General features: G+C 45.0%; 20 protein-coding genes. 4 read left to right on the forward strand and 16 right to left on the reverse strand.

Annotation, left to right across the window (positions count from 1 at the left end; genetic code table 11):
• On the forward strand, positions 1-1,950 hold a 1,950-nt coding region (locus ACUB3H_RS03695; protein ID WP_459129308.1), incomplete at its 5' end, for a cell wall-binding repeat-containing protein.
• A 72-nt stretch (positions 1,951-2,022) separates the two neighbouring features.
• Here ACUB3H_RS03695 and murA (ACUB3H_RS03700) read toward each other — a convergent pair.
• Positions 2,023-3,282, reverse strand: a complete 1,260-nt coding sequence (murA, locus tag ACUB3H_RS03700) for a UDP-N-acetylglucosamine 1-carboxyvinyltransferase (protein ID WP_459129309.1) — start codon at positions 3,280-3,282, stop codon at positions 2,023-2,025.
• Positions 3,279-4,535, reverse strand: coding sequence for a UDP-N-acetylglucosamine 1-carboxyvinyltransferase (gene murA / locus ACUB3H_RS03705; protein WP_459129310.1), 1,257 nt, complete (start codon positions 4,533-4,535; stop codon positions 3,279-3,281). The genes murA (ACUB3H_RS03700) and murA (ACUB3H_RS03705) overlap by 4 nt, the downstream gene beginning before the upstream one ends.
• Positions 4,536-4,609: 74 nt before the next feature.
• Between murA (ACUB3H_RS03705) and ACUB3H_RS03710 the strand changes: the two genes are divergently transcribed.
• Together ACUB3H_RS03710 and ACUB3H_RS03715 are read left to right on the forward strand one after the other, a co-directional pair.
• Complete coding sequence (locus ACUB3H_RS03710) at positions 4,610-5,542, forward strand: AEC family transporter (RefSeq protein ID WP_459129311.1); 933 nt, start codon at positions 4,610-4,612, stop codon at positions 5,540-5,542.
• Positions 5,539-6,444 (forward strand): DMT family transporter, encoded by a 906-nt coding sequence (locus ACUB3H_RS03715; RefSeq protein ID WP_459129312.1) that lies wholly within the window; start codon positions 5,539-5,541, stop codon positions 6,442-6,444. Before ACUB3H_RS03710 ends, ACUB3H_RS03715 begins: the two co-directional genes overlap by 4 nt.
• Positions 6,445-6,455: 11 nt before the next feature.
• On the opposite strand, the gene ACUB3H_RS03720 is transcribed toward ACUB3H_RS03715, so the two are convergent.
• The 12 genes from ACUB3H_RS03720 to ACUB3H_RS03775 all read right to left on the reverse strand — a co-directional run bounded on the left by ACUB3H_RS03720 (position 6,456) and on the right by ACUB3H_RS03775 (position 19,580).
• Complete coding sequence (locus tag ACUB3H_RS03720; protein WP_459129313.1) at positions 6,456-8,066, reverse strand: amidohydrolase; 1,611 nt, start codon at positions 8,064-8,066, stop codon at positions 6,456-6,458.
• Positions 8,067-8,074: 8 nt separating this feature from the next.
• Complete coding sequence (locus ACUB3H_RS03725) at positions 8,075-9,445, reverse strand: APC family permease (protein WP_459129314.1); 1,371 nt, start codon at positions 9,443-9,445, stop codon at positions 8,075-8,077.
• A gap of 130 nt (positions 9,446-9,575) precedes the next feature.
• The gene (locus ACUB3H_RS03730) at positions 9,576-12,443 is read right to left on the reverse strand and encodes an insulinase family protein (protein WP_459129315.1); all 2,868 of its coding nucleotides are present in this window, start codon (positions 12,441-12,443) and stop codon (positions 9,576-9,578) included.
• Positions 12,444-14,045: an amidohydrolase gene (locus ACUB3H_RS03735; RefSeq protein WP_459129316.1), complete on the reverse strand. Its 1,602-nt coding sequence runs from the start codon at positions 14,043-14,045 to the stop codon at positions 12,444-12,446.
• Between the two features lie 3 nt (positions 14,046-14,048).
• Positions 14,049-14,474: a ribose 5-phosphate isomerase B gene (gene rpiB / locus ACUB3H_RS03740; protein ID WP_459129317.1), complete on the reverse strand. Its 426-nt coding sequence runs from the start codon at positions 14,472-14,474 to the stop codon at positions 14,049-14,051.
• Positions 14,452-15,450, reverse strand: a complete 999-nt coding sequence (locus ACUB3H_RS03745) for an L-threonylcarbamoyladenylate synthase (protein WP_459129318.1) — start codon at positions 15,448-15,450, stop codon at positions 14,452-14,454. The genes rpiB and ACUB3H_RS03745 overlap by 23 nt, the downstream gene beginning before the upstream one ends.
• On the reverse strand, positions 15,447-16,517 hold the full coding sequence (gene prfA / locus ACUB3H_RS03750; protein ID WP_459129319.1) for a peptide chain release factor 1: 1,071 nt from the start codon (positions 16,515-16,517) through the stop codon (positions 15,447-15,449). Before prfA ends, ACUB3H_RS03745 begins: the two co-directional genes overlap by 4 nt.
• Positions 16,514-17,305 carry a peptide chain release factor N(5)-glutamine methyltransferase gene (prmC, locus tag ACUB3H_RS03755; protein WP_459129320.1) on the reverse strand — a complete coding sequence of 264 codons (792 nt, stop codon included), beginning with the start codon at positions 17,303-17,305 and terminating at the stop codon, positions 16,514-16,516. The genes prfA and prmC overlap by 4 nt, the downstream gene beginning before the upstream one ends.
• Positions 17,262-18,176: a DUF1385 domain-containing protein gene (locus ACUB3H_RS03760; RefSeq protein ID WP_459129321.1), complete on the reverse strand. Its 915-nt coding sequence runs from the start codon at positions 18,174-18,176 to the stop codon at positions 17,262-17,264. Before ACUB3H_RS03760 ends, prmC begins: the two co-directional genes overlap by 44 nt.
• A complete protein-coding gene (locus tag ACUB3H_RS03765) occupies positions 18,166-18,744 on the reverse strand; it encodes a thymidine kinase (RefSeq protein WP_459129322.1) in 579 nt (192 codons plus the stop codon). Before ACUB3H_RS03765 ends, ACUB3H_RS03760 begins: the two co-directional genes overlap by 11 nt.
• A 26-nt stretch (positions 18,745-18,770) precedes the next feature.
• A complete protein-coding gene (gene rpmE, locus ACUB3H_RS03770; RefSeq protein WP_459129323.1) occupies positions 18,771-18,974 on the reverse strand; it encodes a 50S ribosomal protein L31 in 204 nt (67 codons plus the stop codon).
• Positions 18,975-19,061: 87 nt separating this feature from the next.
• Positions 19,062-19,580 (reverse strand): hypothetical protein, encoded by a 519-nt coding sequence (locus tag ACUB3H_RS03775; protein WP_459129324.1) that lies wholly within the window; start codon positions 19,578-19,580, stop codon positions 19,062-19,064.
• A 116-nt stretch (positions 19,581-19,696) separates the two neighbouring features.
• On the opposite strand from ACUB3H_RS03775, the gene ACUB3H_RS03780 reads away from it, so the two are divergent.
• On the forward strand, positions 19,697-21,001 hold the full coding sequence (locus ACUB3H_RS03780; protein WP_459129325.1) for an Ig-like domain-containing protein: 1,305 nt from the start codon (positions 19,697-19,699) through the stop codon (positions 20,999-21,001).
• A 20-nt stretch (positions 21,002-21,021) separates the two neighbouring features.
• Here ACUB3H_RS03780 and ACUB3H_RS03785 read toward each other — a convergent pair whose 3' ends face one another.
• A complete protein-coding gene (locus ACUB3H_RS03785) occupies positions 21,022-23,184 on the reverse strand; it encodes a hypothetical protein (protein WP_459129326.1) in 2,163 nt (720 codons plus the stop codon).
• Positions 23,181-25,235 (reverse strand): efflux RND transporter permease subunit, encoded by a 2,055-nt coding sequence (locus tag ACUB3H_RS03790; RefSeq protein WP_459129327.1) that lies wholly within the window; start codon positions 25,233-25,235, stop codon positions 23,181-23,183. Before ACUB3H_RS03790 ends, ACUB3H_RS03785 begins: the two co-directional genes overlap by 4 nt.
• Positions 25,236-25,319: the final 84 nt, after the last annotated feature.

Consider the following 25,319-nt stretch of genomic DNA (forward strand, 5'->3'; position numbering starts at 1 on the left):
ACGCTTCCTGACATCGACACACCTCCTACAGGACAAGTCTTCGTTGGTTGGAGTGATGGTACAACGACCTATAAAGCGGGTGAAACCTTCACGATGCCAGCTAAGGATGTGACGCTTACAGCGCAGTACACAGCAGCTTCAACCTTATTCAACATAAACATCACACCAACTGATGGAACAGCTGATAAGGCTCAAGTAGCTTTAAATGAAACCGTTACACTCACTCCTCCAGAGACACTTCCTGAAGGGATGCAATTAAAGGGATGGACTGTTACACCTGCTGATCAGAACATCGCACCATTCACAGTTCCAGTAGATACAGCTTCCTTCCAAATGCCTGCATCGAACGTAACAGTTAAGGCTGTGCTAGAACCCATTCCATATACACTTACAATCAATCCTAACAACGGAGTGGCTTCTACAATTCAAACGGTTCCTTTTGGAACAACGGTTCAGCTAAATGCTCCTACAGTTCCAACGAATAAACGGTTTGTAGGATGGAAGATTAATGATGGCACAGCAGAGGCAATTCTACCAGCCTCTCAAACCTCTTACACGATGCCTGCAAAAGATGTGACACTCACTGCTCAGTATGTACCTATCTACTACGTAGAAGTCGTTAACGGTGTTGGTGACGGCTGGTACGCAGCAGGAGATATCGTTTGGATCGATGCTTACAGTGCACCAGCTGGTGAAATCTTCTACGGCTGGCATTCAAGTGATCTAAACCTCGTGTTAAGTAACATTTTTGATGCTAATACATCCTTTGTCATGCCAGATCATGACGTAACCATGACGGCCTGGTATGCTAATGAAGCACTACAATATAGCATTAGCCTCACCGTTCTAAACGGTTCAGGTGATGGCAACTACCTCCCTGGTTCGAAGGTAGTCGCTACTGCAGATCCTGCTCCACCTGGCTACGTATTTGATCGTTGGATAACACGTATTGGTCAAGTAACTTATAACAATCGTTTTGATCCACAAAGCGTTGTTACAACGAGCGGATTCCATACAACCATCGAAGCGACCTATCGTCCGATTAACGTGACACCACTTCCGATGACTTCTATCGATCGAATTTCCGGTTATGATCGTATCGGTACAGCCATCGAAGTGTCACAGAGCCAATATGCTTCTGCTTCAGCAGTTATCATTGCTCGGTCTGACATGCCATTTGATGCACTGGAAGTTGCCTCACTTGCAAAGTCTATGAATGCTCCCATTCTCTTAACGGATGGTGCTTCACTCGATGCACGTGTAGCTAGAGAAATTGCTCGCTTAGGAGCTAAACATGCTTACGTTTTTGGTGGACCTCTCGCTGTTAGTAATAATACATTCTCACAGCTTCAGAAGGTCGTAAGTAATGCAACACGCATCGGTGGAGGTGATCGCTATGAAACAGCTACTCTTATCGCTCAACAAGTTCTAGCTAAGTATGGTAACCAAGGTAAGGTCATCATAGCAACAGGCGAAAGTTACTACGATGCCATCGCTGTTAGTAGCTATGCTGCAAAAGCTGGTCTCCCCGTCGTTCTCGTTCAAAGAGATTCGATCCCTGCTGTTACGGAGAAATTCTTAAGTGACCATGGGTTTAAAGAAGCTATCGTTATTGGTGGTACGACTGCTATTAGTAACTCAACGGTAAATGCACTTGGAATTCCTGCAAACCGTGTTAGTGGTGCAACTCGCTATGAGACGAGCGTAGCCATTGCCAATGAGTTCTTCCCAACTGCTACTCATGCATTCTTAGTTAGCGGTGAGAACTTCTCAGATGCACTCGTAACAGGGCCAGTCAGTGCTTCCTACAATGCACCGATCCTCTTAACGACTAAAGACCATGTACCAACAGCTGTAGCTAATCACTTAGCAGCACACAATTACACTCACATAACCATCGTGGGTGGACATCTAGCTGTATCTGGTGTAGTTCAAAACACACTACATTGAGACTTTAAAAGGCTATCCGACGGGATAGCCTTTTTTCATTGATTCTTTATTTTATTTTCTGTTTTTTCTATCCTACTCTTCCTTCCAGACCTTTGCGCCTAGACCTCTGAGTTTTTCTTCCATGTCGCTAAATCCACGATCTACGTGGTAAGCGTCAAAGACTTCTGTCTTTCCTTCTGCCACGAGACCCGCTAAGATCAGTGCAGCACCGGATCGAATATCGGTTGCTTTAACCTTTGTTCCCTCTAGCTTATCGACTCCATAAATCGATGCGATGGCTCCTTCAATCTTTACATCTGCGCCCATTCTCTGAAGCTCTGTGACGTGCTGGAAGCGGTTGTCGTAGATCGTTTCCTTTACGGAGAAGCTTCCCTTACAGAGTGCAAGGAGCACGATAATAGGAGCTTGTAGATCGGTAGGATAACCTGGATAAGGCCAGGTAGTGATGTCAAAGCCCGTGTATCCGTCTGTGGCATCGACTAAGATGCTGTCATCTCGTTCTACAATGATGACACCTGCTTCTCTGAGCTTTGAGATGATGGGTCTTAAGTGTGTCGCTAGAACGTTTTTAAGGGTTACTTTACCCTTTGTAAGAGCCGTTGCAATCATGTAGGTTCCCGCTTCAATGCGGTCTGGAATGACCATGTGGGTAACGCCCTTTAGGTGCTCTACACCTCTTACTCTAATGGTCGAGGTACCAGCTCCTGAGATCTTTGCACCCATCTTATTTAAAAAGCCTGCGAGGTCTGTAATTTCAGGTTCTTGGGCCGCGTTTTCAATGATGGTCGTACCCTCTGCCTTTACGGCTGCCATCATGATGTTCTCTGTGGCACCGACGCTCGGGAAGTCCAAGAAGATCGTCGCTCCGTGAAGTCCATCCTCTACGGTTGCTTCAAAGTTTCCGTGTTCTAGCTCTACCATGGCTCCTAGGGCATGAAATCCCTTGAGGTGTAGGTCGTGCTTTCTAGAGCCTATAGCATCTCCTCCAGGAAGCGATACCTTAAAGGTCTTGTTTCTTGAAAGGAGCGGTCCCATCATAGTAACTGAGGCACGGATTCGACTACTTAGTTCATAGTCGATCGTGCAGTTTTCGGGATGGATGACGTTTGTCGTCATGCGTCCCGATTCGACGTCAAATTCAACTTCACTACCGAGTGCTCTTAGAATTTCTATCATGACGTGCACGTCTAAGAGGTCAGGTACGTTTTCTATGACACAGGGGCCCTCTGCTAGGATGGTTGCACCCATGATTTTTAGTACGGCATTTTTAGAGCTACCTATGGTCACTTCACCTTTTAGTGGTGGTGATTGTTCTATGATAAATTTACTCATTCTGTCCAGATCCTTCCGCCCACTTGAGAGAGCTTCTTTTCTATCGACACAAACCCTCTATTGATGTGATCGGGTTCGTAGACGACGGTTCTTCCATTCGCTACAAGTCCTGCAATGATGAGCGCTGAGCCTGCTCGTAAGTCTGTAGCCCTTACTTCTGCTCCTTCGAGCTCCTCGACTCCTTGTACCATGGCACTCGAGCCATCGAGCTTGATGTTGGCTCCCATGCGCATGAGTTCATTGACGTGCATAAAGCGATTTTCAAAAATCGTCTCTTTTACTACATGCATACCCTTACAAAGGGTCAAGAGAACCATAAATTGAGCTTGCATGTCGGTAGGAAAGCCAGGATAAGGAAGTGTTGTGACGTCGACTCCATGAAAGCCATTTGTGGCATCTACAAGGATTTCTTCGTCCTTTATGTCTAAGTATACACCTGCCTCTTGAAGCTTCGAGATGACAGGGCGTTGGTGCGTCGCTAGGACATTCTTGATAAGTACCTTACCCTTTGTAATCGCTGTTGCTACCATGTAGGTTCCAGCTTCAATTCGATCAGGGATGACTTGATGGCGAACACCATTTAGTTTATCTACTCCCTTAATTCGAATCGTAGATGTTCCTGCTCCGTAGATGTCAGCTCCCATCTTTACTAAAAAGCTTGCGAGGTCTGTAATTTCAGGTTCCTGTGCAGCATTTTCTATGACGGTCGTGCCTTCTGCCTTTACAGCAGCCATCATGATGTTCTCTGTGGCACCGACACTCGGGAAATCTAAGTAGATGTTGTTTCCCTTCATTCTCTTTTGGACGGTTCCACTTACGGATCCGTGACCCATCTTTACATCGACACCTAAGGCCTTAAATCCTTTAATGTGAAGGTCTATGGGTCTTGAACCGATGGCACATCCTCCGGGAAGTGCAACCTCTGCTCGGTTGCATCTTGCAAGAAGTGCACCCATTACAATAATCGAAGCTCGCATTTTATTCGTGAGCTCGTAATTCACTTGATACTTTTCTGGGTCTATAACCTTCGTTGTAATGCGGTTTTCTTCTTCGTAGTAGTGAACCTCACTACCGAGCTCTCGTAGAATTTCTATCATGACGTGTACATCGAGAAGATTTGGTACATCTTCTATGATGCATTCGCCTTCTGCGAGTAAGCTTGCTGCCAATATTTTTAAGACCGAGTTCTTTGCACCACTGACTTTAATCACACCTTGAAGTGGCGGACTCGTTTCTATAACGAACTTTTTCATTCATTACTCCTAATAGGGTAGTCAATTAATTATAGCATGGTATAATCGAGTTGTTCTATTTCTAGGAGAAAAACATGCTTTTAGACAATTTCTTACTCGGAGTACAGGTCGTTATCCCTGTATTTATCCTGATTGGCATAGGATTTCTATTAAAACAATTTAAATTTTTATCAGAAGAAGCGCTCACAGGTCTCAATGACCTGGTTTTTACTGTATTGCTCCCTGCAAACCTCTTCTACTCCATCTCAAGAAGCGATTTAAAATCCGTCTTTAACCTGCCCATGGTGCTTGTCGCTTGCTTCTTTGTGACCTTCACCTTCTTCTTTGGGATGTTCCTCATGAAAAGAGTAGAACCCGAAGGATTAAAGCGCGGTGTCATGGTTCAAGCGATGGTTCGAGGAAACTTTGTCATCTTAGGCTTTCCCATTCTCACAGCCATCTACGATCCTTCAGCGATCGACCGCTGTGCTGTGCTTCTCGTCCTTTCGATGCCTCTTTATAACGCTTTTAGTGTCATCGCTTTAGAGAGTGCAAAGGGACAGAAGGAAAAGTCCAAGATCTTTTCGAACATTCTTAAGAACCCTCTTATCTTAGGGACGATTGTTGGCTTTCTCTTTATCCCGATTCCCGTTCCAGACCTCATCATGAAGCCCCTTTCGATGCTAGGAAATATCTCTTCTCCCCTGGCTCTTTTAACGCTTGGGGCAAGTCTTGAGCTCTCTGGGTTAAGAGACAATCGAAAGCGTCTCGCCTTCATCTCTTTTTATAGACTTCTACTCATTCCCTTCTTAGTCCTTCTCGTAGGCCTTCTCATAGGTTTTGAGGAGCGCGTGATGATGACGCTAATGGTCTTTATGGCAGCACCTACTGCCGTCTTTAGCTTTACCATGACGAAGAAGATTGGAGGGGACATCGCACTCAGTCAGCAGATTATATTGGCGACCACCGTCTTAAGTCTTTTTAGCTATGTCGGTTGGATCTTTGCAGTAAAGAGTTTATTTGTATGAAAAAATTTCGTTGGATTTTCTTTGCACTCCTCGCCTGTCTTTTATGGGGAAGTGCCTTTGGTGCCGTAAAGAGTGGCTTCGCTCTCTTTCAGGTCGATCCCTCCAATATCTTTAGCCTCTTCCTCTTTGCTGGAACGCGCTTCAGTTTAGCAGGGCTCTTGACACTTATCATTGGCCTTCTAATCGGCCGTGGATTCCCGAAAGTAAACAGAGAAGATGTCCCGAAGCTCCTACGTGTGAGCCTCTACTACACCTTCTTTCAGTACGTCTTCTTTTACATCGGACTCTCGCATACGTCTGCCGTCCACGGATCCATCATCGCTTCCTTTAACTCCTTTTTACCCGTCGTCCTCGCACACTTTTTCTTAAAGGACGATCCCTTAAACCAAAGGAAGCTCATCGCGATCGGCCTCGGTGTCTTAGGCATTATCACCTTAAACCTCGGGGGAAGCGATCAACATGCGACGCTCTTTGGAGACGTCTTCATGTTTCTCGCTACTTTAAGTAACTCCTATGGAGTCATCGTAAATAAGAAGTCGAGCTCCTCGATCGATCCCTTTCACCTTACGAGTCTGCAGCTTCTCATAGGAGGCCTAGGGCTCCTCATTCTGGGCGTTTCTTTTGGTGGTCGACTCATACCATTAAATTCGACTTCCTACGCTCTTATGGCCTACCTAGGGCTTTTAAGCGCACTCGCCGTTTCCATCTGGACCGCACTCCTATCGAAGCACGATGTGAGTAAGTTATCGATCCTTTTATCACTCGTTCCTGTCTTTGGGGTCTTAGGTTCCTTCTTCTTTATGAAAGAAGATATCTTTAAACTAAAAAATGCCTTGGCACTCCTTTTTATCGTAGCCGGCATCTTATACATGAACATGAAAAAACGACCTACAGTAGAGTAGGTCGTTTCCTTTTAAAGGTTATTAAAGAGGATCTCGCCGTTAACCATCGATAGAAGTGGTTTGACGTTTCTTAGATCCATCGGATCGATCGTAAAGACATCCCTATCTACTACGATGAGATCCGCACAGTATCCTTCTTTAATGCGTCCGAGTTCGTTTTCTTTAAACATCGCTCTTGCACCCTCGATCGTATAGCTATCGATCGCATCATAGATGTCTACGCATTCTTCAGGATTCCATCCTTGTTCAGGAAGTCCCTTTTTGTTCTTTCTCGTAACCGCCGTATAGATATTGATCCATGGATCAGGATCCTCTACGGGAGAGTCTGTTCCAAAGGCTACGTGTGAACCACCCTTAATGAGTGTTTTAAAGGCATACGATGTACGAGCCATCTCTTTCCCTACGCGATCCTCTACGACAGCCATGTCGTAATCTAAGAAGATCGGCTGTGTGAGTACGTAGATGTTGGCCTTTGTGATTTCATCGAGTAGTTCTTTATCCGTAATCTGACAGTGTACGAGGGCAAAGCGCTCAGGGTTACCTTCTGTCATAAATTCTTTATAGAGTCTTACCGTATCGGAGACAGCACGGTCTCCAATGACGTGGGTTACAACTTGAATGCCATTGTCCTTGGCGATCTTTAGGAGTTCGCGTTGAATGCTTTCGCTCATCGCTTCTACACCGTAGTTACCCGGATCATCTGCATAAGGCTTTCTCATGGTCGCCGTTCTTGCACCAAGGGAGCCGTCTTTAATGCACTTTAGGGGCCCTAATGTAAGAAGTGGATTGGAGTAATCGCCTGAGACGAATTCCGTCTCCGTGTAGCGTTTAAATTCCTTAGGATCTTCTAGGCGAAGCTGATGATGATAGCGGATCTTTGCTTTCTTCTCGTCATAGACCTTATGAACGAGCTTAAAGACATCGTCGGTCTTTGCAGGACCTTCTCCAATGTCATTACTGTGAACACACGTAATACCGTAGTTCATGCAGTATTCCATCGCCTGTAGATACATGCGCTCTACGTCTTCTTTCGTGGGCTTTGGAATGACACTGTGGATGTAAGGAAGCGAATTCTCCTTAAAGATTCCATTCGGATATCCATCCTCGATCTCGAAGGTTCCACCTTCATATTGGGGCGAATCTCCAGTGAGTCCTAGAAGCTCAATGGCCTTCGTATTGGCAGCACAAATGTGAATGCAAACGCGGTCTAAGACAATCGGAATCTCCGTACTGATGCGGTCGAGATCGTGACGATTGGGAATACGCTTTTCATCGGTAAAGAGGTCTTGGTTCCATCCTCCAGCGTGAATACCGTTTTTTACAGCTTCTGGATGCTCTTCGATAAAGCGCTTACACGTCTCTACGAGATCATTAATGGAAGTACAGGAGCTGATATTTACAGTACTTAGTCCCATTCCTGTAAAGATGAGGTGAAGGTGTGTATCGATAAGACCTGGAAGAACTGTCTTTCCCTTAAGGTCGATCACATTAGCACCGTCTGATAGTTTCTTAATGTCTTCAGTTGTTCCAACGCATTGAATGACGGAGTCCTCTACGAGAACTGCCTCTTGAAAACGATCTCTTTCAAGATAGATTTTGCCATTCAAAAATACGGTTTTCATAAGACCTCCTATGCGCGTTCTGATTTAACTCTCTTATCAAAGAGGAAGTAAACTCCAATACCTACAGCAGGTACGACGAGTCCGATAAGTGCTGTAACAGGGTCTTCTAAGAAGGTGTTGACCATGAGGCCGACGTTAATGAGAATCGTAAGGACGATTGTAAACATTCCGCCCCAAACTCTATAAGGTCTTTCCATGTCTGGATACTTCTTACGTAGAACAGCTACGGCAACAAAGACGAGTACGTTAAAGAGAATACTTGTAAAGACGACTAAGCTTGTAAGCTGGTCGAGGCTACGCACCCAGATGAGGATGAGTGTAATGATGCATTGTGCAATAAGTGGAGCAGTTGGAATTTTGTACTTCGGATGAAGCTTTTTAAAGCTTTTAAAGAAGTGACCTTCTTCTGCCATTGCGTAGTAAACACGCGGGAAAGCAAGGCACATGCCGTTAATGGAGCCGAGCATGGAGATGATCATACCGACAGAAACGATCGTTCCACCGATTCCACCGAGAAGACGTAGGGCAACTTCTGTTCCGAGGTAGTATTCCTTCTTCGTGATCATAGCCTTGATCTCTTCGATAGGTAGAACCTTGAAGATTGCAAAGTTAAAGACCGTGTAGAGGAGCGTAATGCTACCAATAGCGAGAATAATCGAGAGAGGTAGGTTTTTCTTTGGCTCTCTAATTTCTTCTGCTACGCTGTTTAGGTTTGTCCAACCTTCATAAGCCCATAGTGTTGCAATCGTTGCAAAGGAGATCATACTGATCATCTTTCCAAGACCAACTGGTCCATCTAGTGGTACCATAGCTAAGTTTGGTTGTACCTTACCCATAAATAGAGCACTTAGCATGATGATAAAGATCGGAATGAGCTTAGCGATCATGGTGACGTTTTGTAGAATAGATCCCATCTTGATACCAAAGTAGTTGTATGCAGTAAAAGCTAAAATGATAACAGTTGCAAAGATTTTTCCGTTGGTGTCAGAGAAGTGAAACATTGCTGCGAGCGCTAAAGCTGCTGCTGAAAGGGAACCAGGACCACCGATTAACCAGCTGTTAAAGCCACTTAAGAAGCCGACGAGTGGGTGAAATGCTTCGTTTAGGTATACGGTCGTTCCACCGGCTTTAGGCATCATAGCACCGAGTTCTGCAAAGCAAAGGCCGCCAAGAATAGAAACGATACCACCGATGACCCAGCAAAGTAGGGATAATCCTAAGCTGAAGCCCGTTCTTTGAAGCACGTAGGAACCGAGGTAGAAGATACCTCCACCGATCATGATTCCACCTAGAATGCTTACGCCACCGAACAGACCGATTTCACGTTTAAACTCCGTCTTTTCACTGGCTAGTTCTTGTATTTTATTCTCTTCGTTCATTCATTCCTCCTATGTTGTTTAGAGAATAACGGTATTATAGCATGATTTGTATACAATATAAAGAATTTTATTTTTTCTTAAAACACCTGAAACAAAGACTTAAAAGAAAAAAAGGCCCTCAAATGAGGACCTATCTTAGTGGCCTAATATCTGTAAAGAGTGCTTTTTCGCTTTCAATCTTCGAAGGTGAACCGAGAACTACAAGCGCTCCCTCGTTGATCACTTTTTCGATTTCCTCTCCATACGACTGAATCGTTTCTTTCGTCGTCGAAAGAGCATCTTGTAACTTCTTTTCAATGCTCTCTTTGGTCGAACCGAGAAGTGTTCTAGTGACCATGAGGTCTCCTAAGATTGAACTATCGAGCGGTGGATCAAAGCGAGTGATCGTACCTAGAATCATATTTTTTACATCAGCTTCTGAAAGCGGTAGATTCTTTAAGTACTCACCCATCTTCTGATACGCTTCGATCGTCTCTTTTAAGTTTGGATCTCGATAGCTATACGTGCGTAGATCTCCATCGGGTTCGATGGCAATTCCTGCACCATAAGCACCACCTTGCGCACGGATCTTGTTGTGAAGGTAGTCGTTATCTAGAAGGTTTGAAAGGACAGCAACGGAACCAAAGTGCTTGATTCCCTCCCCTTTCATGTTTCCACCCATGGAGACGTATTGGACGATACCGTTGGTCGTAATGGCTTCCTGCTTAATGTTTGGTTCAAAGGAGTAGGAATAGTCTTTTACTTCAAAGCTAGGAAGGGCCTTGAGAAGTGGAAGGAATGCTTCTTTATATTCCTCTTGATGCTCTTCATCGGTTACAAGCGCAGCCGTTAAATTTTCTTTCGAAAAGACCTTCTTTAAGGTGCTTTCTAGGCTCTCCAATGCACGATCGGAAAGATCCTCAATGAGTTCTTCGATGCGATCTAAAGTAGAAAGTCCTTGAAGGATCTCTCTCACCTTTCCAGCGAGTGAGAACTGACTGTTGACGCGCATCATTGGAACACCAGAGGAGCTTTGGAAGTCCATGGTCTTTAGCGAGCGAGCCGTTAACAAGGCTTCCTTTATACGCTCTTTATCAGTGAGCTTGGTGCGAAGGAGGACTTCCTCTACAAGAGCGATCATTTTCTTAAGGTTTAAGTGAATCGCTTTGGTGTTTACAAAGAGTACGGGGAAAAAGTTATCCTCTGATCGAAGCACTCTCGCTTGAAACATGAGTCCACTCGTCGCTTGATGGAGTGCCTTTGTAAGGTCCATAAAGCCGTAATTCTCTGTATCGAGCTTACCTAGTAATTCAGTGAGTACAGCTACATCAGAAAGCTCTTCTTCACTCAAGTGCTTTAACGTAAAGCCGAGCGTCAGATAATCCATTCCACCTGAACTCATAGGAAGAATGAGAACGTTTGCACCATCGATCGATTCCTTTTCCATCTGTACTGGCGTAATCGTCGGTTCAATGTCTTTTAAGTCGATCTTTGGAATCGAAGCCTTGGCTTCTTCGGAGTCTTCTGTCTCCTGGAAAGCCTTTAATTCTTCATTCAGACGAATGAGCTCTTCGATCTCCTTATCGCTCATTCGATCCTTTTTCGCTTTGAGCTCTTCTCTTACTTTTTGATCCATCTTCTCAAAGTGATCGCTCTTCGGTACGTGTGTTAAGAGAATCTTAGCGGGGTTCTCTAAAATTCTCTCTTTAATGAGCTTTTCAAGAACTCCTTCCTCAATCTCTTTACGTACTTCTTCTAACGTATCGTAGAAGCGAAGTTGATCGAAGAGTGACTGATCATAGCGGAAAGCATACATGGAATGAATGAAGGCATAGATACCTCGATACGTTCCACCGAGCTCACGCTGTTCGATTTCGAGGCGATTTAAGGTAGCGCTCGAAAGATCCTTATCAAGTCCATTTTCTACGATCTCTTGTAGAGCTTCTAGGATGAGCTCTTCAAAACGAGCTGCATCCTTTTCGTTGGCATTTTTAGCAACGAGACCAAAGTGTAAGTGATAATCACCCGATTCGTAGGGAAGGATGTCTTCAGCAATCTTATGGTCTAAGAGCTTTCTCTTAAGCGGTGATGCATCGCTCTGAATGAGAGCTTTTTGAAGGACGCTCCAGAGAAAACGCTCCTTTGGATTTGTTCCATCGCCAACGTTTACGCTAAAGCTTAAGTAGCTGGACTTACTAGCATCACTCTCTTCATCGCCCTGGAAAGGAATGGTCTTTTCTACCTTTTTTGTAGGAAGTGCTGAAGGCTCGACGGAAATGGTTGTCGTCGGTGCTTTGAAGTCCTTTAAAAACTCTTGAAGTTTTGAAAGACAGCGCTCGACATCGACATCACCGTAGAAGAAAGATAATGAGTTTCCCGGGTGATAGTTTTTACGGTGAAAATCTAAGAAGCTCTCGTAGGTTAGATTGGGAATGTCATAGGGGTATCCACCAGATTCGTGGGAATACGTTCCTGTTGGCGTGAGTTCCATTCCAATATCATTATATATCTGATCTTCGGGTGAACTGTAGGCACCGCGCATTTCGTTGTAGACAACGCCTTTTAGTACAATGTCATCCTCTTTTTTAAAGAGCTCGTGGTGCCAACCCTCTTGGTAGAAAATGTTCTTGTTTTCGTAGATGAGAGGGTTAAAGACAGCATCGAGGTAGACGTCTATGAGGTTAAAGTAGTCGGTCTCGTTCATCGTAGAGATCGGATAGATCGTCATGTCGGAGAAGGTCATGGCATTTAAAAAGGTCTGCATGGAAACCTTTAAGAGATCCATGAAGGGCTCTCTTACGCGGTACTTCTTCGAACCGTTTAATACGGTGTGCTCGATGATGTGCGGAACACCTGTAGAATCCGTAGGAGGTGTTCTAAAACCGATACCAAAGGTCTTGTTCTTGGCGTCGTTTTTTACGACCAGAACGGTTGCTTTTGTTTCATTATGCATAAAGAGGAGCCCTTGGGCATTGAGCTCTCTTATGGGCTCCTCTTTTAGTAGTGTAAAGTCTTTCATCTAGTTCCTTTCGTAGCTAATTGTTCCATTGACCATTGTAAGAACTGGCGTAATATCCTTAATTTCATCCGAGGAAACGGTAAAGATGTCGCGGTCTAGGACGACGAGGTCTGCAAGGTAACCTTTCTTTAAGCGGCCGAGTCTGTCTTCCATCTGAACCATGTAGGCGCTCTCTAGTGTGTAGTTATCGATGGCTCTTTGAACATCGACACACTCATTCGGATACCATCCACCTTCAGGGAATCCGGACATGTCTTTTCTTGTTACAGCACAGTAGATATTTGCAAAGGGGTTGGAGTCTTCGATCGGTGCGTCTGTTCCGTAGGAAGTATGTGCACCTAGGTCTTGCTGTGTCTTAAAGGCATAGCTTGTGCTTGCGAGTTCATCGCCTACGCGGTCTGCTGTGATGTGTAGGTCGTAGTGTAAGAAGATCGGTTGATAGTAAACTGTGAGGTTTGCTGCGACGACTTCTTTTAAGAGCTCGACGTCAGTAATCTGCTCGTGAATGAGACCAGAGCGGTTTGGGTTTCCTTCTGGACCGACCGTTTTTAAGACATCGATGGTCTGCTTTACAGCGCCGTCACCGATGACGTGAACGACGGTGCGGAAGCCGTACTCTTTTGCAATGTTTCCAAGTTCGATCATGCGATCGTCTGTGATGGTCTCGACGCCTTTTGTGGATGGATCGTCGTGATAAGGCTTACGCATGAGAGCGGTTCTTGCACCAAGAGATCCGTCCTTATAGAGCTTTAATGCACTGAGGTAGTGCATGTCTGTGTATTCGTTCTTATGGCCCTTGGCCTCTTCTTCTAAGAAGGCTTTGAGCTTATCAGGATGTTCAAAGTTAAATTGGTGGCCGTAGCGGACCTTCATGTTTCCTTCTCTTTCGATCTCTTTAAGAGCACGAACGAGTACGGGCCAGTTATTTTCATACGTGTCGTTACATTGAACCGCAGTGAGTCCTTGACGGCTTACGTAGTCCATGGCCTTTAGGAAACGGCTCTTTTGCTCTTCATAGCTTGGCTCTGGGAAGATCTCACGGATGTATCCGTCAGCATTTTCTTGACAGATTCCGGTGAGCTTTCCGTTTGCATCCTTTTCAAAATTTCCACCCTCTACGACTGTCGTCTCGTCGACGCCTCTCATTTCGAGCGCTTTGTCGTTTGCTACACTGATGTGACCGCAAGCACGCGTAAAGACGATCGGAATCTCTCTTGAAATCTCGTTTAAATCTTCTTTTGAAGGCATTCTCTTATCGGTAAAGTAGTCTTGGTTCCAGCCACGACCGTAGAGTCCAGCTTCCTTGACTTCGGGATTCTCTTCGATAAATTTCTTAGAAACTTTGATGAGTTCATCGATGCTTCTGACATCACCGAGTCTTAGGATCGAAAGCATCTTACCGATATTTAAAAGGTGCTCGTGGGAGTCGTGAAGTCCTGGAATGACCGTACGACCTTCGAGGTCGATGACACGGTCTGCCGCTTCTTTTTTCACTTCTTCTGTCGTTCCTACGAGAGCGATGTGTTCGCCGTCTACGAGGAGTGCTTCTTCAAAGTGATCTCTTTCTACATAAATTTTTCCGTTAATAAAGGCTGTTCTCATATATTATCCCTCTAGCATAGATACGCGGCGCTCATGGCGTCCGCCTTCGAAAGATTCTTCTAGCCATGCTTTGGCTATGCTTTTTGCAAGTTCTGTACCGACTGTTCTTCCTCCCATAACGAGGACGTTTGCATCATTATGGCGTCTCGACATGCGAGCAGAAAATTCTTCACTGACATTGGCTGCTCGAATGCCCTTTACTTTATTAGCTGCAATGCTAATTCCGATCCCTGTTCCACAAAAGAGCATACCGAGTGTCTTTTCTTCTAAAACTCTATGGCAAACTCTCTGTGCGATGATGGGATAGTCGACACTAGCTGTATCGAAGCAACCCATGTCTTCTACTTCATGACCATTTTCTTGTAAAAATGTTTTGATCTGTTCTTTGAGATCAAAACCACCGTGATCACTTCCTAGAATGATCTTCATTTTCCCCTCCTAGTCGTTTCGTTTTATGTTCCGTTGAACGCATCATGCGATCCATAAGGGCTAGCCCTATTCCCGTACGCTCAACCTTTGGAATGTAGATGGCGTCGTAACCTTTTTCGTCTAGTTCTCTTAAAAGCTCGTAGAAATGCTTAGAGGCTTCAAAGAGATTTCCCTCTGGAAGAAATCGTCGGATCCGTTCCTCTTTAGTATACAATATGTCGTCTACAAGAAAAGCACTCGTGATCTCATTTTCTATAAATTTTCTTTGCTCTTCCACAGAGCCTTCTAGAAAATAGACGGGCGTCTTCGGTGCGTAGTGCTTGTACATTCTTCCAGGAGAAGCCGTCTTTTCCTGTCCTTCGTAAAGCGAGGCATCAGGGACGATGGTTCGAATATCTTCTAAGGTAACGGCTCCAGGTCTAAGAATTCTCTTTCCGAGGACATCGTAGACGGTGCTCTCAAGACCTACGTCACAGTCGCCATCCATGATGATCGCATCGACCTTCCCCTCCATCTCGAGCGTATGAGAAGCCTTGGTTGGAGAAGGATAACCGCTGGGGTTTGCACTCGGTGCAGCCACAAAGAGATCCTCTCCTAAGAGCTCTAGTGCCACGGGATGACTTGGCATTCGGACACCTACCGTCTTTAGGCCCGCACTCACCGTATCGGATACGCTTTCTTTTTTAGGTAGGACGATCGTTAAGGGTCCTGGCCAGAAGGCATCGATGAGTTTATACGTCTCTTCTGGAATCACAGAGAAGATGTCTTCGATCCTTTCTTTTTTTCCAATGTGAATGATTAAGGGATTGTCCTGAGGGCGACCTTTAGCTATAAAAATGTGTTTGAGTGCTTCTTCGGAATCAATCGAAGCACCGAGTCCGTAAACGGTCTCTGTAGGAAAAATGACATTGCGGCCAGCTTTTAAGAGCGTTCTGGCCTCAGCAATGTCATTTTTTGTTAAGATTCTTGTATTCATGATAGATCCAGCTTTTCAAGAGCTTCTGCTTGATAGTAAGTAATAAGTGCCTCTACCATCTCATCGATGTCACCTAACATAAAGGCCTCTAATTGATAGACCGTAAGGTGAATGCGATGGTCTGTGATACGGCTTTGTGGGAAGTTGTAGGTTCTAATCTTCGCCGAACGATCGCCTGTACCGATCTGCTCACGGCGTTCTTGAGCGATGGCGTCATTTTGCTCCGTGATAGCTTTTTCATAAAGCCTTGCACGAAGGACCTTCATCGCCTGTTCCTTATTCATCTGCTGACTCTTACCGTCTTGGCAGGTGACGACGAGTCCCGTTGGAAGGTGGGTTACGCGTACAGCAGAGTCTGTGGTGTTTACAGACTGTCCACCGTGACCCGAAGAGCGGAATACGTCAACTCGAATTTCATTCGGATTGATCTGGACTTCGACTTCATCGACCTCTGGTAAAACGGCAACGGTTGCCGTCGAAGTATGAATGCGGCCTTGGGATTCTGTTTCAGGAACGCGCTGAACGCGGTGGGTACCCGATTCGTACTTTAGCTTAGAGTATGCGCCGTGCCCTTTAATCTGCACGCTCGCTTCTTTAATGCCACCGACATCGGTCTCTGAATAGTCGATCATCTCGGTCTTCCAGCGATGTTTGTCAGCATAGCGTAAGTACATATTTAAAAGCTCGTTTGCAAAGAGTCCAGCTTCATCTCCACCGGCTCCTGCGCGAATCTCTAGGATGACGTTCTTATCGTCGTTGGGATCCTTGGGAATGAGAAGGATCTTTAGCTCTTGATTGATCTCTTCTTCTCTGGCTTTGAGATCCTCAAGTTCCATTTCTGCCATCTCTTTTAGTTCAGGGTCTGAGCCGTTAAGCATCTCTTCAGCACCCTGCTTTTCTTCGAGGACGCTTTTGAGTTCTCCAAACTTCATGACGATGGGTTCCATGTCACTATGCTCTTTCATGAGCTTTTGCCAGCGCTTATTATCACTGATCACCTCTGGATCGGAAATGATTCCGCTCAGTTCATGATACTTTTTTTCAATATTTTCTAGTTTCTCGATCATTTATCCCTCACTCGACTGACGACTACGCGGTAAAACCCTGCATAGTCCTTTTTAACTTCAATCTCTTCGTAGCTCTCTTTAAGCATAGCACAAACGCTGTCCTTTTGATCATACCCGATCTCTAGAATGAGTCGCCCGTCTGGATTTAAATACTTCGTGGCTTCAGGGATCAGGCGCTTATAGATATCGAGTCCACCCTTTCCTGCATCGAGTGCAAGCTTGGGTTCATACTTACTCACTTCGAGGGTTTTAAGTTCCTCGGAATCGATGTAGGGAGGGTTTGAAACGATGACATCGAAGGTTCCTTCGATAGGTTCAAAGAGGTCTCCTTCAAAGAAGGTGATGTTCGTTTCATGGGCCTCAGCATTTCTTCTTGCAACCTCTAAGGCTTCAGGACTGATGTCTGAAGCAAAAACTTCAGCGTCGGTCTCAAGGGCCGTCGTAATCGCAAGGATTCCAGAACCCGTACAGAGGTCTAGGACGCGCTTCGGTTTAAGGGCTTTCACCTCTTCTATGAGTAGCTCCGTCTCAGGCCTTGGAATGAGTACGTTTTCATTGACCTCAAAGCGTCTACCGTAGAAGTAAGCATAACCTAAGATGTAGGCGATGGGCTTTCCTTTTTCACGCTCTTTTGAGGCTTCAAAGAAGATGTTTTCTCGAAGCTCTCCAAGCTCTAAGTCTTGTCGTAAAAAGAACTCCGAAGGTGAGTAACCAAATAGCTCCATCAAAAGGTACTTCGCTTCTCTAGTCGGTAGATTCGATTGTTTGAGTGCGTTTCGTATCGTCATCAATGGCTCGTTTCATGGCTGTAAGAGCTACTTCTAGCTCATCGTCATCTGGTTCTTTCGTAGTAAAGTGTTGAAATAGAAGGCCCATAGAACGTAGGGCTCGGTTTACGGGTGTATCTTTGGCGCTATACTTTAAAACTTCAAAGCTCACTCCTGCTAAAAGCGGAAAGAAAAGAAGCTTTGTAAGAACTCTCTCTAGAACGGTTTCAAAGCGAAAGAGGCTAAAAAATAAAATGGAGAGTGCTAGGACAAAGAAGATATAGCTCGTTCCACAGCGTGGATGAAAGCGCGACATCGTTCTAGCATTTTCTACCGTAAGGGGAAGTCCTTTTTCGTAGGTAAAGACTGCCTTATGCTCTGCTCCGTGATATTCAAAGACGCGCTTGATATCGGGAATGAGCGAGATCGAAAAGACGTATAGGAGAAAGATGAGGACTTTAATGAGTCCTTCGATGAGACTTAGAACGAAGCGGCTTTTCGTAAGGGGTTTTAAAAAGCTCGTAAGAAAGGTCGGTAAAAAGCCAAAGAGGATAAAGGCGAGTGCAAAGCTAATGATAAGGTTTAGGATAAAGATACCGTTTTTTCCAAAGTGTTTTTCTACAGCCTGTTCAAACTTGCTCTCTTCGACCTCACCGACTGCGACTTCACTCGAACGATTGAGTGCATCCGTTCCCACTTTAAAGGAGGAATAGAGCGCATAGAGGCCGCGAAAGACCGGCAGACTCCAAATCCCCTTGGTCTTTACTTCCATCGTCCTCGATTCTGTTAGAAGTGTTCCATCTGGTTTTCGAAAGGTCATCGCGACACTCGAACCAGAACGCATCATGACGCCTTCAATGAGCGCTTGTCCGCCTACGGTCTTATTTGCCATACTCACTCCGATATTTTCTATAACAGCTTCCACAGAGGCTTTCGTAGCTTACTTCCCCCTGATCGATCGCCACTTGTTCTCCTTCAAAGACAAACTTTCCGTTGATCTTTCGGCCATTAAAGAGGGCCTTTTTGCCACAGCGACAAATGGTCTTTAACTCCTCTAGTGCGTGTGCTAAGAGAAGGAGTCTTTCGCTCGCAGGAAAGCCTTCGGTTAAAAAGTCTGTGCGTAAGCCGTAGCATATGACGGGAATGTTATCTTCTACGACGAGCTCAAAGAGCTCATCCACCTGCTCTACTGTTAAAAACTGTGCTTCATCGACGAGCACACAATGAACTTCTCCACGAGAGAGGATCTCTCTTCTTACGTTCATCGTTTTCGTCGCTAGAATATCGACTTTTCTCGAGACACCTAAGCGAGACGTAATCTCATCAGCACCTTTCGTGTCGATGGCAGGCTTAATAAGGAGAACTCTCATTCCCCTTTCTTCGTAGTTATAAGCGACCTGTAAAAGCGCCGTCGATTTTCCTGAATTCATTGCTCCGTAGCGAAAAAATAACTTAGCCATAGCAAAAAAGAAAGACTAGAGAAACTCTAGCCTTCCAAACCATACTTTTTCTTGAATTTCTCAGCACGGCCGCCGCGTTCATGACTCTTTTGAGTACCTGTGAAGAACGGATGGCATTCTGAACATACTTCGATACGGATTGTGTCTTTTGTGGAGCGTGTTTTAAAGGTGTTTCCACACGCGCACACAACTTCTACTTCTTTATATTCCGGATGAAGATCCTTTTTCATGAATTCACCTCTTTCTCGTTTTAATTCGATTAACTCCGATATTATAACACAGAATCGATAGATTGCAAAAGATTTTTCTTCGTTTTCTTACTTCGCCACTTTACAAGCTTCAATGACAGCCTTTAGGTACTCTTTTTTATCGACGAGCGTACAGCTAGAAAGCGCATCATTATCCTTCGTATCGCTCTCAATATACTTCTCGAGATCCTTTACGGTCTTACCCTTAATGAAGGCTTCAAGGGCGTCGTGATTTTCTTTAAAAGTCTTGGTGGCATTTCCTACCGTTTTCATTTCTTTCGAGTAGTAATCACTATTTAATGACTTGGTCGCTAAGGTAAACGTTTCGTCTCTAAATTCATGACCAAAGGTACCAGGAAGGTTTTCATCGCTATTCGGTACGCCTTTGACCTTATCTCTCGGTAAGAATTGATACTCTTCGATCGAAACGCCTTCGATCACGTCTCCTTTTAAAAAGACGACAATGTCTGCAAAGCTTTTTAGTCCATGAGGAGCGGCCTGAAGGCGTCCTACCTTGGTGACGTCTTCCGTCTTACTGCACCCTAAAAGCAGAAGAAAAAGGAGTGCAAGCATAAAAATTCGCTTCATATGTAGTCCTTTCTATAAAATCATCGATATCATAACACGAAAGATACCCTATTTTTCTTTTTTTGGCAACATGGAAGAAAAGGATGCCTTGGTGTATACTTAAGCTGGAGGAGATCATGAAAAAACGAATACTCTTTTTAATGATACTATTGCTTTTCATCCCGAGCTTCGCTTTTGCCGAGGGAGCTGTTATTACATACGTCGCGAACCCACCAGCGATTACGATTCCTGCAGGAACAGATCCCAACGAGCTCATTCTCACAGAGACCGTTCGCGTTATTACAGAAGACGGTATGAGCTTAAGTGCAAACGTCAAGTGGGATAAATCGAACCTCGATACGAGTGAGGCCGGTAAGGCGACTGTTAAAGGAACGCTTACGCTTCCAGAGGACGGTTCACTATTAAATCCTAAGAACCTCGCGCCTTCGATAGAGATCATCATCCTCGGTAAGAAGGCTCCAAACATTGAATCGATCATTCCGATAAGACCGATCTCGGTCACACTCGGAACGAAACAGGATGCGATCAACTTCCCCACCTCTGTAACCGTATCTTTAGAGGATGGAACGGAAGTCGATCTCAAGGTTCACTGGAATCGTTCGACTCGCTATGATTCACAGGCTGCTGGAAAATACACGTTCTCAGGTGATATCGTACTTCCGCCCGATGGAAGTATCGGTAACTTAAAAGGCGTCGTCGCAGCCATCGTGGTTGAAGTCAAAGGAAAAGTCGTAGCAACGGTTCCAACCGTAAGCTCCATTCAAAATCCGGTCGATGTAAACGTCCCCTTTAACACGGATAAGGACGAACTCGACCTACCAAAGACTGTTCTCGTAACGCTCGATAACAATCAGGTGCTACCACTTAATGTAAAGTGGAGTGCTCCCTCTCACTTCGATAAGGAAGATCCAAAGGTCTACACCTTTACAGGTGAACTTGAACTACCGGACGATCACTCCATCGAAAACCCAGGAAACTTAAAGGCGAAACTAAACGTCACTGTGATGACAGAAGAGACGCTAGAAATTAAGGACATTCCAAAGCTCACACCGATTGAAGGCGTACTCGGTAAAGACGCCAAGAGCCTCGACATTCCAAAAACCGTGAGTGTCATTTTATCCGATGGAAAGACGCTTAGCCTTCCTGTCGAATGGACGACAGAGTACAACCCAGAACTCAGTGAACAGACGCTCTTTGGTGTACTAGAACTACCAGAAAACATAAAGAATCCCGATAACCTCGTCGCAGAGGTCACGATTCAGCTTCAAAGCGAACAAGCTGAAACGTCAGAACCCGTCGATGTGACGACGACAGAAAGTCCAGGAGCCCATTTAAATCCACTCATTTGGATCATCGTGCTCGTGGTACTCATATTGATCTTCTTACTCTACTTGATTTTTAGCGGTAAAAAGAACGAATAAAGCGAGGCACATTGCCTCGCTTATTTAAATAGATTCATAAGGGAATCCCAAAATCCCGTTTTTTCAACTTCTGGAACAGCGATGGGCTTCGATTTAATCGGCTTAAATCCATCGGTGAGAAAGACAAATTGGACCATATCCACTTCATTTCTCTCATCGACAAAGCTCACCATCTTAAAGTCTTCAGGTTTTAAGGTCTGAAGCTTATCACTAATGAGCTGGTCGATATCCGTTGTTCCTTGTCTTAGAGCACCCGTACCTGATTTGAGTGCACTCGTTCCTTGAGACGTCTTTTGTACGCCTTCGATATAGGCTCTAAGTCCTTTCGCGTACTCGTCTGCACCACCCGAGATCGATGCGTTAGCTGTTTTTAACTCGATAGAACCTGATACGAAGGGCTCAAAGCCTAGGTAAAGCTTTTCGATTGCAGCCTTTAAGGACTTCGTTCCTTGTTCGAGTTCAACGAGCTTTCTCGTATCGGTTGAGGGCGTTTGACTAATCATTTGATCACTAGCTTTCGATAGTTTTGTCGCAGCTTCTTTAAGGCTTCCTAAGTCTGGGGCTTTGTAGCCTTGAAGTCTTCCAATGAGTTCATCGACACCTGATGAGAAGGATTTTAGACCTTGATCAAATTGGCCATATTGGTTTGAAAGCGTTTCAATCGCTGATCCTAGAGACCCAGCATCACTTAAGCCTTGAGATAGCCTTTGAATCCCACCGTCAATTTTCTCATAATTCGTCACGAGATCATCGACAGCTTTACTTAAATCTTGAATACCACCTAATGACTGAAGAGCTTTTTGAAGATCACTTCCCGCTCCACTTAAGTTCTTCGCAGAATCTAGAAGTTCTGCTCTAAGCGCTTGGTCTTCGATTCCTTGTGCAAGTGCTTGAAGCTTTCCGGCTTCCGTAAAGACCGTCGTAACAGGGCCTGTAACATCGACTTGAGGTACGTTGAGTCCGCTCTTAAGAGCTCTTAATCCTGCTAAAAATTGACTGCTTCCTTCAGAAAGACCCGTGATGGATCCACCATTCATCGATCCCGTTTCCTTCGCCATGAGAGCGAGACCATCTCGGATCTCACTCGAAGCGTGTGAGAGCTTAAAGGAAGCTTGCTTTAGCTCCTCTAGTCCCTTTTGATCCATCTCGCTACCTTGAGGTAGCTCTTTTAAAATGCCTTCTGTAAAGGCCTTTACGCCTTTGGCGTAATCGGTAAGTCCCTTTGTATTTCCGCTCATCTCTTTAAGCGTATTGGTAAGTGTTTGGATACCTTCGGTGTACTTTAGAAAGCCTGTTTTAAAATCCCCTAAGCCTTTTCTGTAAACTGAAAGACCTTCTGCAAGTTTTCCTTGACCAGTAGCTGTCTTTAGTAAGCCACTTGAGATGGCTTCCATACTCGTAACGAGTGCATCACCGTTTAATGAAAGCGTCTTGGTGCCATCATTTAGTAACTGTACGCTGTCGTCAAGCTTAACAATCGCATCCTGAAAGACCTTGATGTCATCCGTGTACGTACTGAGATTGGGAATGTTCATGTCCATCTTAAAGGGGAGCGCTGAAATCTGGATTCCTGCCATCTCAAACGAGGTGGCATCGAGTTCGACGAAAAAGTCGAACTTTTCTTTGGGAAAAACGATGTAGTTTAAGAGTTCGTTCGATCCCTCCATGGCTCTCGTCGCACCGTCTGCTTTTACGACCGTGACGCATTCTGTAGGAAAGCTAAGTCTTAACTGCAGCATGTAGCGATCGCTAAAGGTATTGTTTTTTCCAGAAGGGGCGATACTTCCATGGAGGACGACTTTTCCTTTCGAACCGGGAAGGAGGCCGATATCTACAGGTTTTCCTTCGAGTTCATAGGAAAAAGTGATGTTCCAAGGGAGTTCTCCTTTGGGATTCTTTCCCTCGTAGGTAAAGCTTCCTCTTTTTACAGGAACTAATACCTCTCCCTCTTTCACCTTCATTTCCTCTTTCGAGGTGAGGTTTACAGCACTTTCGTAGGAACCGAAGTCCTTTAAAAGCTGATCATTCGATACGTCAAAGATATTCATGACACTCGTATTTTCTACGTTACCTAGAGAATCGAGCTTTACGTAGACGATCTCTTTCTTTTGAAGAGGTACTTCAGCAAAGCAGGTCTCAAACGATAGGAGTAGTAATAGGAATAGGGCTACAATTCGTTTCATTTCTCCTCCTTTTTAAAAGAGATCTTTAGTGTCGTCTTTTCTACGAGCCTATCGAAGAGAGCGAAGAGTGCAGGTAGGAAAAGAATGGTGTTTAAAAAGCTTAGGAACGCTCCTCTACCGAGCACTTCACCGAGCTCACTCACCACCTGAATGCTTGAAATTCTCCAAAGCAAGAGGCCGGCAAGGGTCAAGATGAAGGCCGTGGGAACTAAGGGAGCGATGACTTCTTGAAGGGTTGTGACAAGTGCTTCTTTTTTTAAGAGCTTTTGGCGGTTATCGAGGTAGTGCTGCGTAAAGAGGATGCCGTAGTCTACGGTTGCTCCAAGTTGCACACTACTTATGATGAGGTAGCCTAGGTAACTGAGCTTTGTCTGTGTAAAGTACGGGACGCTCAAGTTGATCCAGATGCTCGTTTCGATCGTAAGAAGAAGGAGCAGTGGAATACTTAAGGATTTAAAGGCAAAGAGGATGACGAGGCCGATCGTAAGGATCGCGAGACCGTTTACGATGGCGTTGTCCTTATTGGTCACATCCTTTACGTCGTAAAGGGCTGGTAGAATTCCTGCAATATGGGCCTTTGGGAAGCTCTCTCGAACACGCTTATCGAGCGCTTCTTCAAAGGCAAAGGACTCTTTTCCTTCCGATTCCAGGTCGTTAAAGACGATGATGCGGTTGTAGTTATTACTGACAAATTGGTTGCGCTCTTTTTTTCCTAAGATCTCTTCTGGAATGAGCACACTCACATTTTCTGTATAACTTACGACGGCCTTTACGTGATCCATGGCCTTGATGTCTTCGACGAGTTCTTTTTCTTTAACGAGTTCGTCTTTATCGACGAGGATTACAATCTGATTTTCCCGTCCAAACGTCTCATCGATAAAGGTGCGGTCCATCGCTTCTTTGGACCCCTTGGCATAGGGGTCGTTTCCGTAGAGGAAGTCGTTTTTTCCTTGGGCTAGAAAGGCGATGATGGTGATTAAAAAGATGAGTAGAAAGGCTTTGTGGAATCGACCGACAAAGTTTGAAAAGCCTTTAAAGCTCGGTAAGAAGGAACGGTGTCTCGCCTTTTCAACGATTCCCTTTAAGTAGAGGACGAGAACCGGTAGGAGCATGATTACTGTTAATAGGCTAAAGAGGATTCCTTTAGCAAGGACGATTCCGAGGTCGCTTCCGATGCGAAATTGCATAAAGAGAAGTGCTAAGAAGCCTAAAAAGGTCGTAAGAGCAGAGCTCGTAACGGCTACGGAGGACTTCACGATGGCCTTTTCCATGGCGAGCTCGTGATCGTCTCCTTCTTGAAGGTTATCGTTATAGCGGTGCAGTAAGAAGATCGCGTAGTCTAAGCTCACCGCAAGCTGTAAGACACTCGAGACGCTTGCCGTAATAAAGGAGATATTTTTAAAGGCGACGTTCGTGCCCATATTTAAGCTGATGGCAACGCCGATCGTTAAGAGGAGCAAGAAGGGTTCTACGTAGTTTCTCGTCGTAAACATGAGAAGGAGGAGTCCTAGAGGAATCATGATGATCATGATCCTAGCGATCTCACCCTCTGACGCTTGGCGCACTCTCGCATTTTCTACGAGTTGACCACTCATGTGGCCGTCCTCACCGATAGCTTTTCGAATCGCTTTGACCGTTTCTACCGAGCGGTCCGTTCGAGATGTTAGCTGCATCATGACGGTAGAATCTTTGTAGTACATCTCGAGATAATCGGCATCGATAAAGCTCACAGGGACCTTAACATTCGTAATGTCATCGAGCCAAAGCACACTCTCTACTTCTGGGATCTCTTCGAGGCTCTTTTTAAGCTCTAAGGCCTCTACGATAGAGAGGTTTTCTTTGGCAATTCTCACATTGGGGATAGCTTGACCAAATTCCTCCTTTAGCACATTCATAGCAACCGTACTCGGTGCGTGCTCTGGAAGATAGTCGAGAAGATCGTAATTAATTTTTACAAACGGAATGGAGGCGAGACTTAAGATCATAAGAATGATAAAAAGAATCAGCACCAGTCGTTTTCGATAGACGATAAAATGCGCTACTTTCTGCATATTAACCTCCACCTTAGTTATACCACTTGGCCTCATTTCTTCCTAGGTTCATAAGTGAAGCATTCGTCTATTAATGGACACTTG

It is taken from the genome of Guggenheimella bovis (assembly GCF_054492335.1).

What these genes read in the sequence shown, in the direction of transcription:
- murA (WP_459129309.1), bottom strand. Translation starts at nt 3,282, where the DNA reads ATGAGTAAATTTATCATAGAACAATCACCACCACTAAAAGGTGAAGTG.
- murA (WP_459129310.1), bottom strand. Translation starts at nt 4,535, where the DNA reads ATGAAAAAGTTCGTTATAGAAACGAGTCCGCCACTTCAAGGTGTGATT.
- ACUB3H_RS03710 (WP_459129311.1), top strand. Translation starts at nt 4,610, where the DNA reads ATGCTTTTAGACAATTTCTTACTCGGAGTACAGGTCGTTATCCCTGTA.
- ACUB3H_RS03715 (WP_459129312.1), top strand. Translation starts at nt 5,539, where the DNA reads ATGAAAAAATTTCGTTGGATTTTCTTTGCACTCCTCGCCTGTCTTTTA.
- ACUB3H_RS03720 (WP_459129313.1), bottom strand. Translation starts at nt 8,066, where the DNA reads ATGAAAACCGTATTTTTGAATGGCAAAATCTATCTTGAAAGAGATCGT.
- ACUB3H_RS03725 (WP_459129314.1), bottom strand. Translation starts at nt 9,445, where the DNA reads ATGAACGAAGAGAATAAAATACAAGAACTAGCCAGTGAAAAGACGGAG.
- ACUB3H_RS03730 (WP_459129315.1), bottom strand. Translation starts at nt 12,443, where the DNA reads ATGAAAGACTTTACACTACTAAAAGAGGAGCCCATAAGAGAGCTCAAT.
- ACUB3H_RS03735 (WP_459129316.1), bottom strand. Translation starts at nt 14,045, where the DNA reads ATGAGAACAGCCTTTATTAACGGAAAAATTTATGTAGAAAGAGATCAC.
- rpiB (WP_459129317.1), bottom strand. Translation starts at nt 14,474, where the DNA reads ATGAAGATCATTCTAGGAAGTGATCACGGTGGTTTTGATCTCAAAGAA.
- ACUB3H_RS03745 (WP_459129318.1), bottom strand. Translation starts at nt 15,450, where the DNA reads ATGAATACAAGAATCTTAACAAAAAATGACATTGCTGAGGCCAGAACG.
- prfA (WP_459129319.1), bottom strand. Translation starts at nt 16,517, where the DNA reads ATGATCGAGAAACTAGAAAATATTGAAAAAAAGTATCATGAACTGAGC.
- prmC (WP_459129320.1), bottom strand. Translation starts at nt 17,305, where the DNA reads ATGACGATACGAAACGCACTCAAACAATCGAATCTACCGACTAGAGAA.
- ACUB3H_RS03760 (WP_459129321.1), bottom strand. Translation starts at nt 18,176, where the DNA reads ATGGCAAATAAGACCGTAGGCGGACAAGCGCTCATTGAAGGCGTCATG.
- ACUB3H_RS03765 (WP_459129322.1), bottom strand. Translation starts at nt 18,744, where the DNA reads ATGGCTAAGTTATTTTTTCGCTACGGAGCAATGAATTCAGGAAAATCG.
- rpmE (WP_459129323.1), bottom strand. Translation starts at nt 18,974, where the DNA reads ATGAAAAAGGATCTTCATCCGGAATATAAAGAAGTAGAAGTTGTGTGC.
- ACUB3H_RS03775 (WP_459129324.1), bottom strand. Translation starts at nt 19,580, where the DNA reads ATGAAGCGAATTTTTATGCTTGCACTCCTTTTTCTTCTGCTTTTAGGG.
- ACUB3H_RS03780 (WP_459129325.1), top strand. Translation starts at nt 19,697, where the DNA reads ATGAAAAAACGAATACTCTTTTTAATGATACTATTGCTTTTCATCCCG.
- ACUB3H_RS03785 (WP_459129326.1), bottom strand. Translation starts at nt 23,184, where the DNA reads ATGAAACGAATTGTAGCCCTATTCCTATTACTACTCCTATCGTTTGAG.
- ACUB3H_RS03790 (WP_459129327.1), bottom strand. Translation starts at nt 25,235, where the DNA reads ATGCAGAAAGTAGCGCATTTTATCGTCTATCGAAAACGACTGGTGCTG.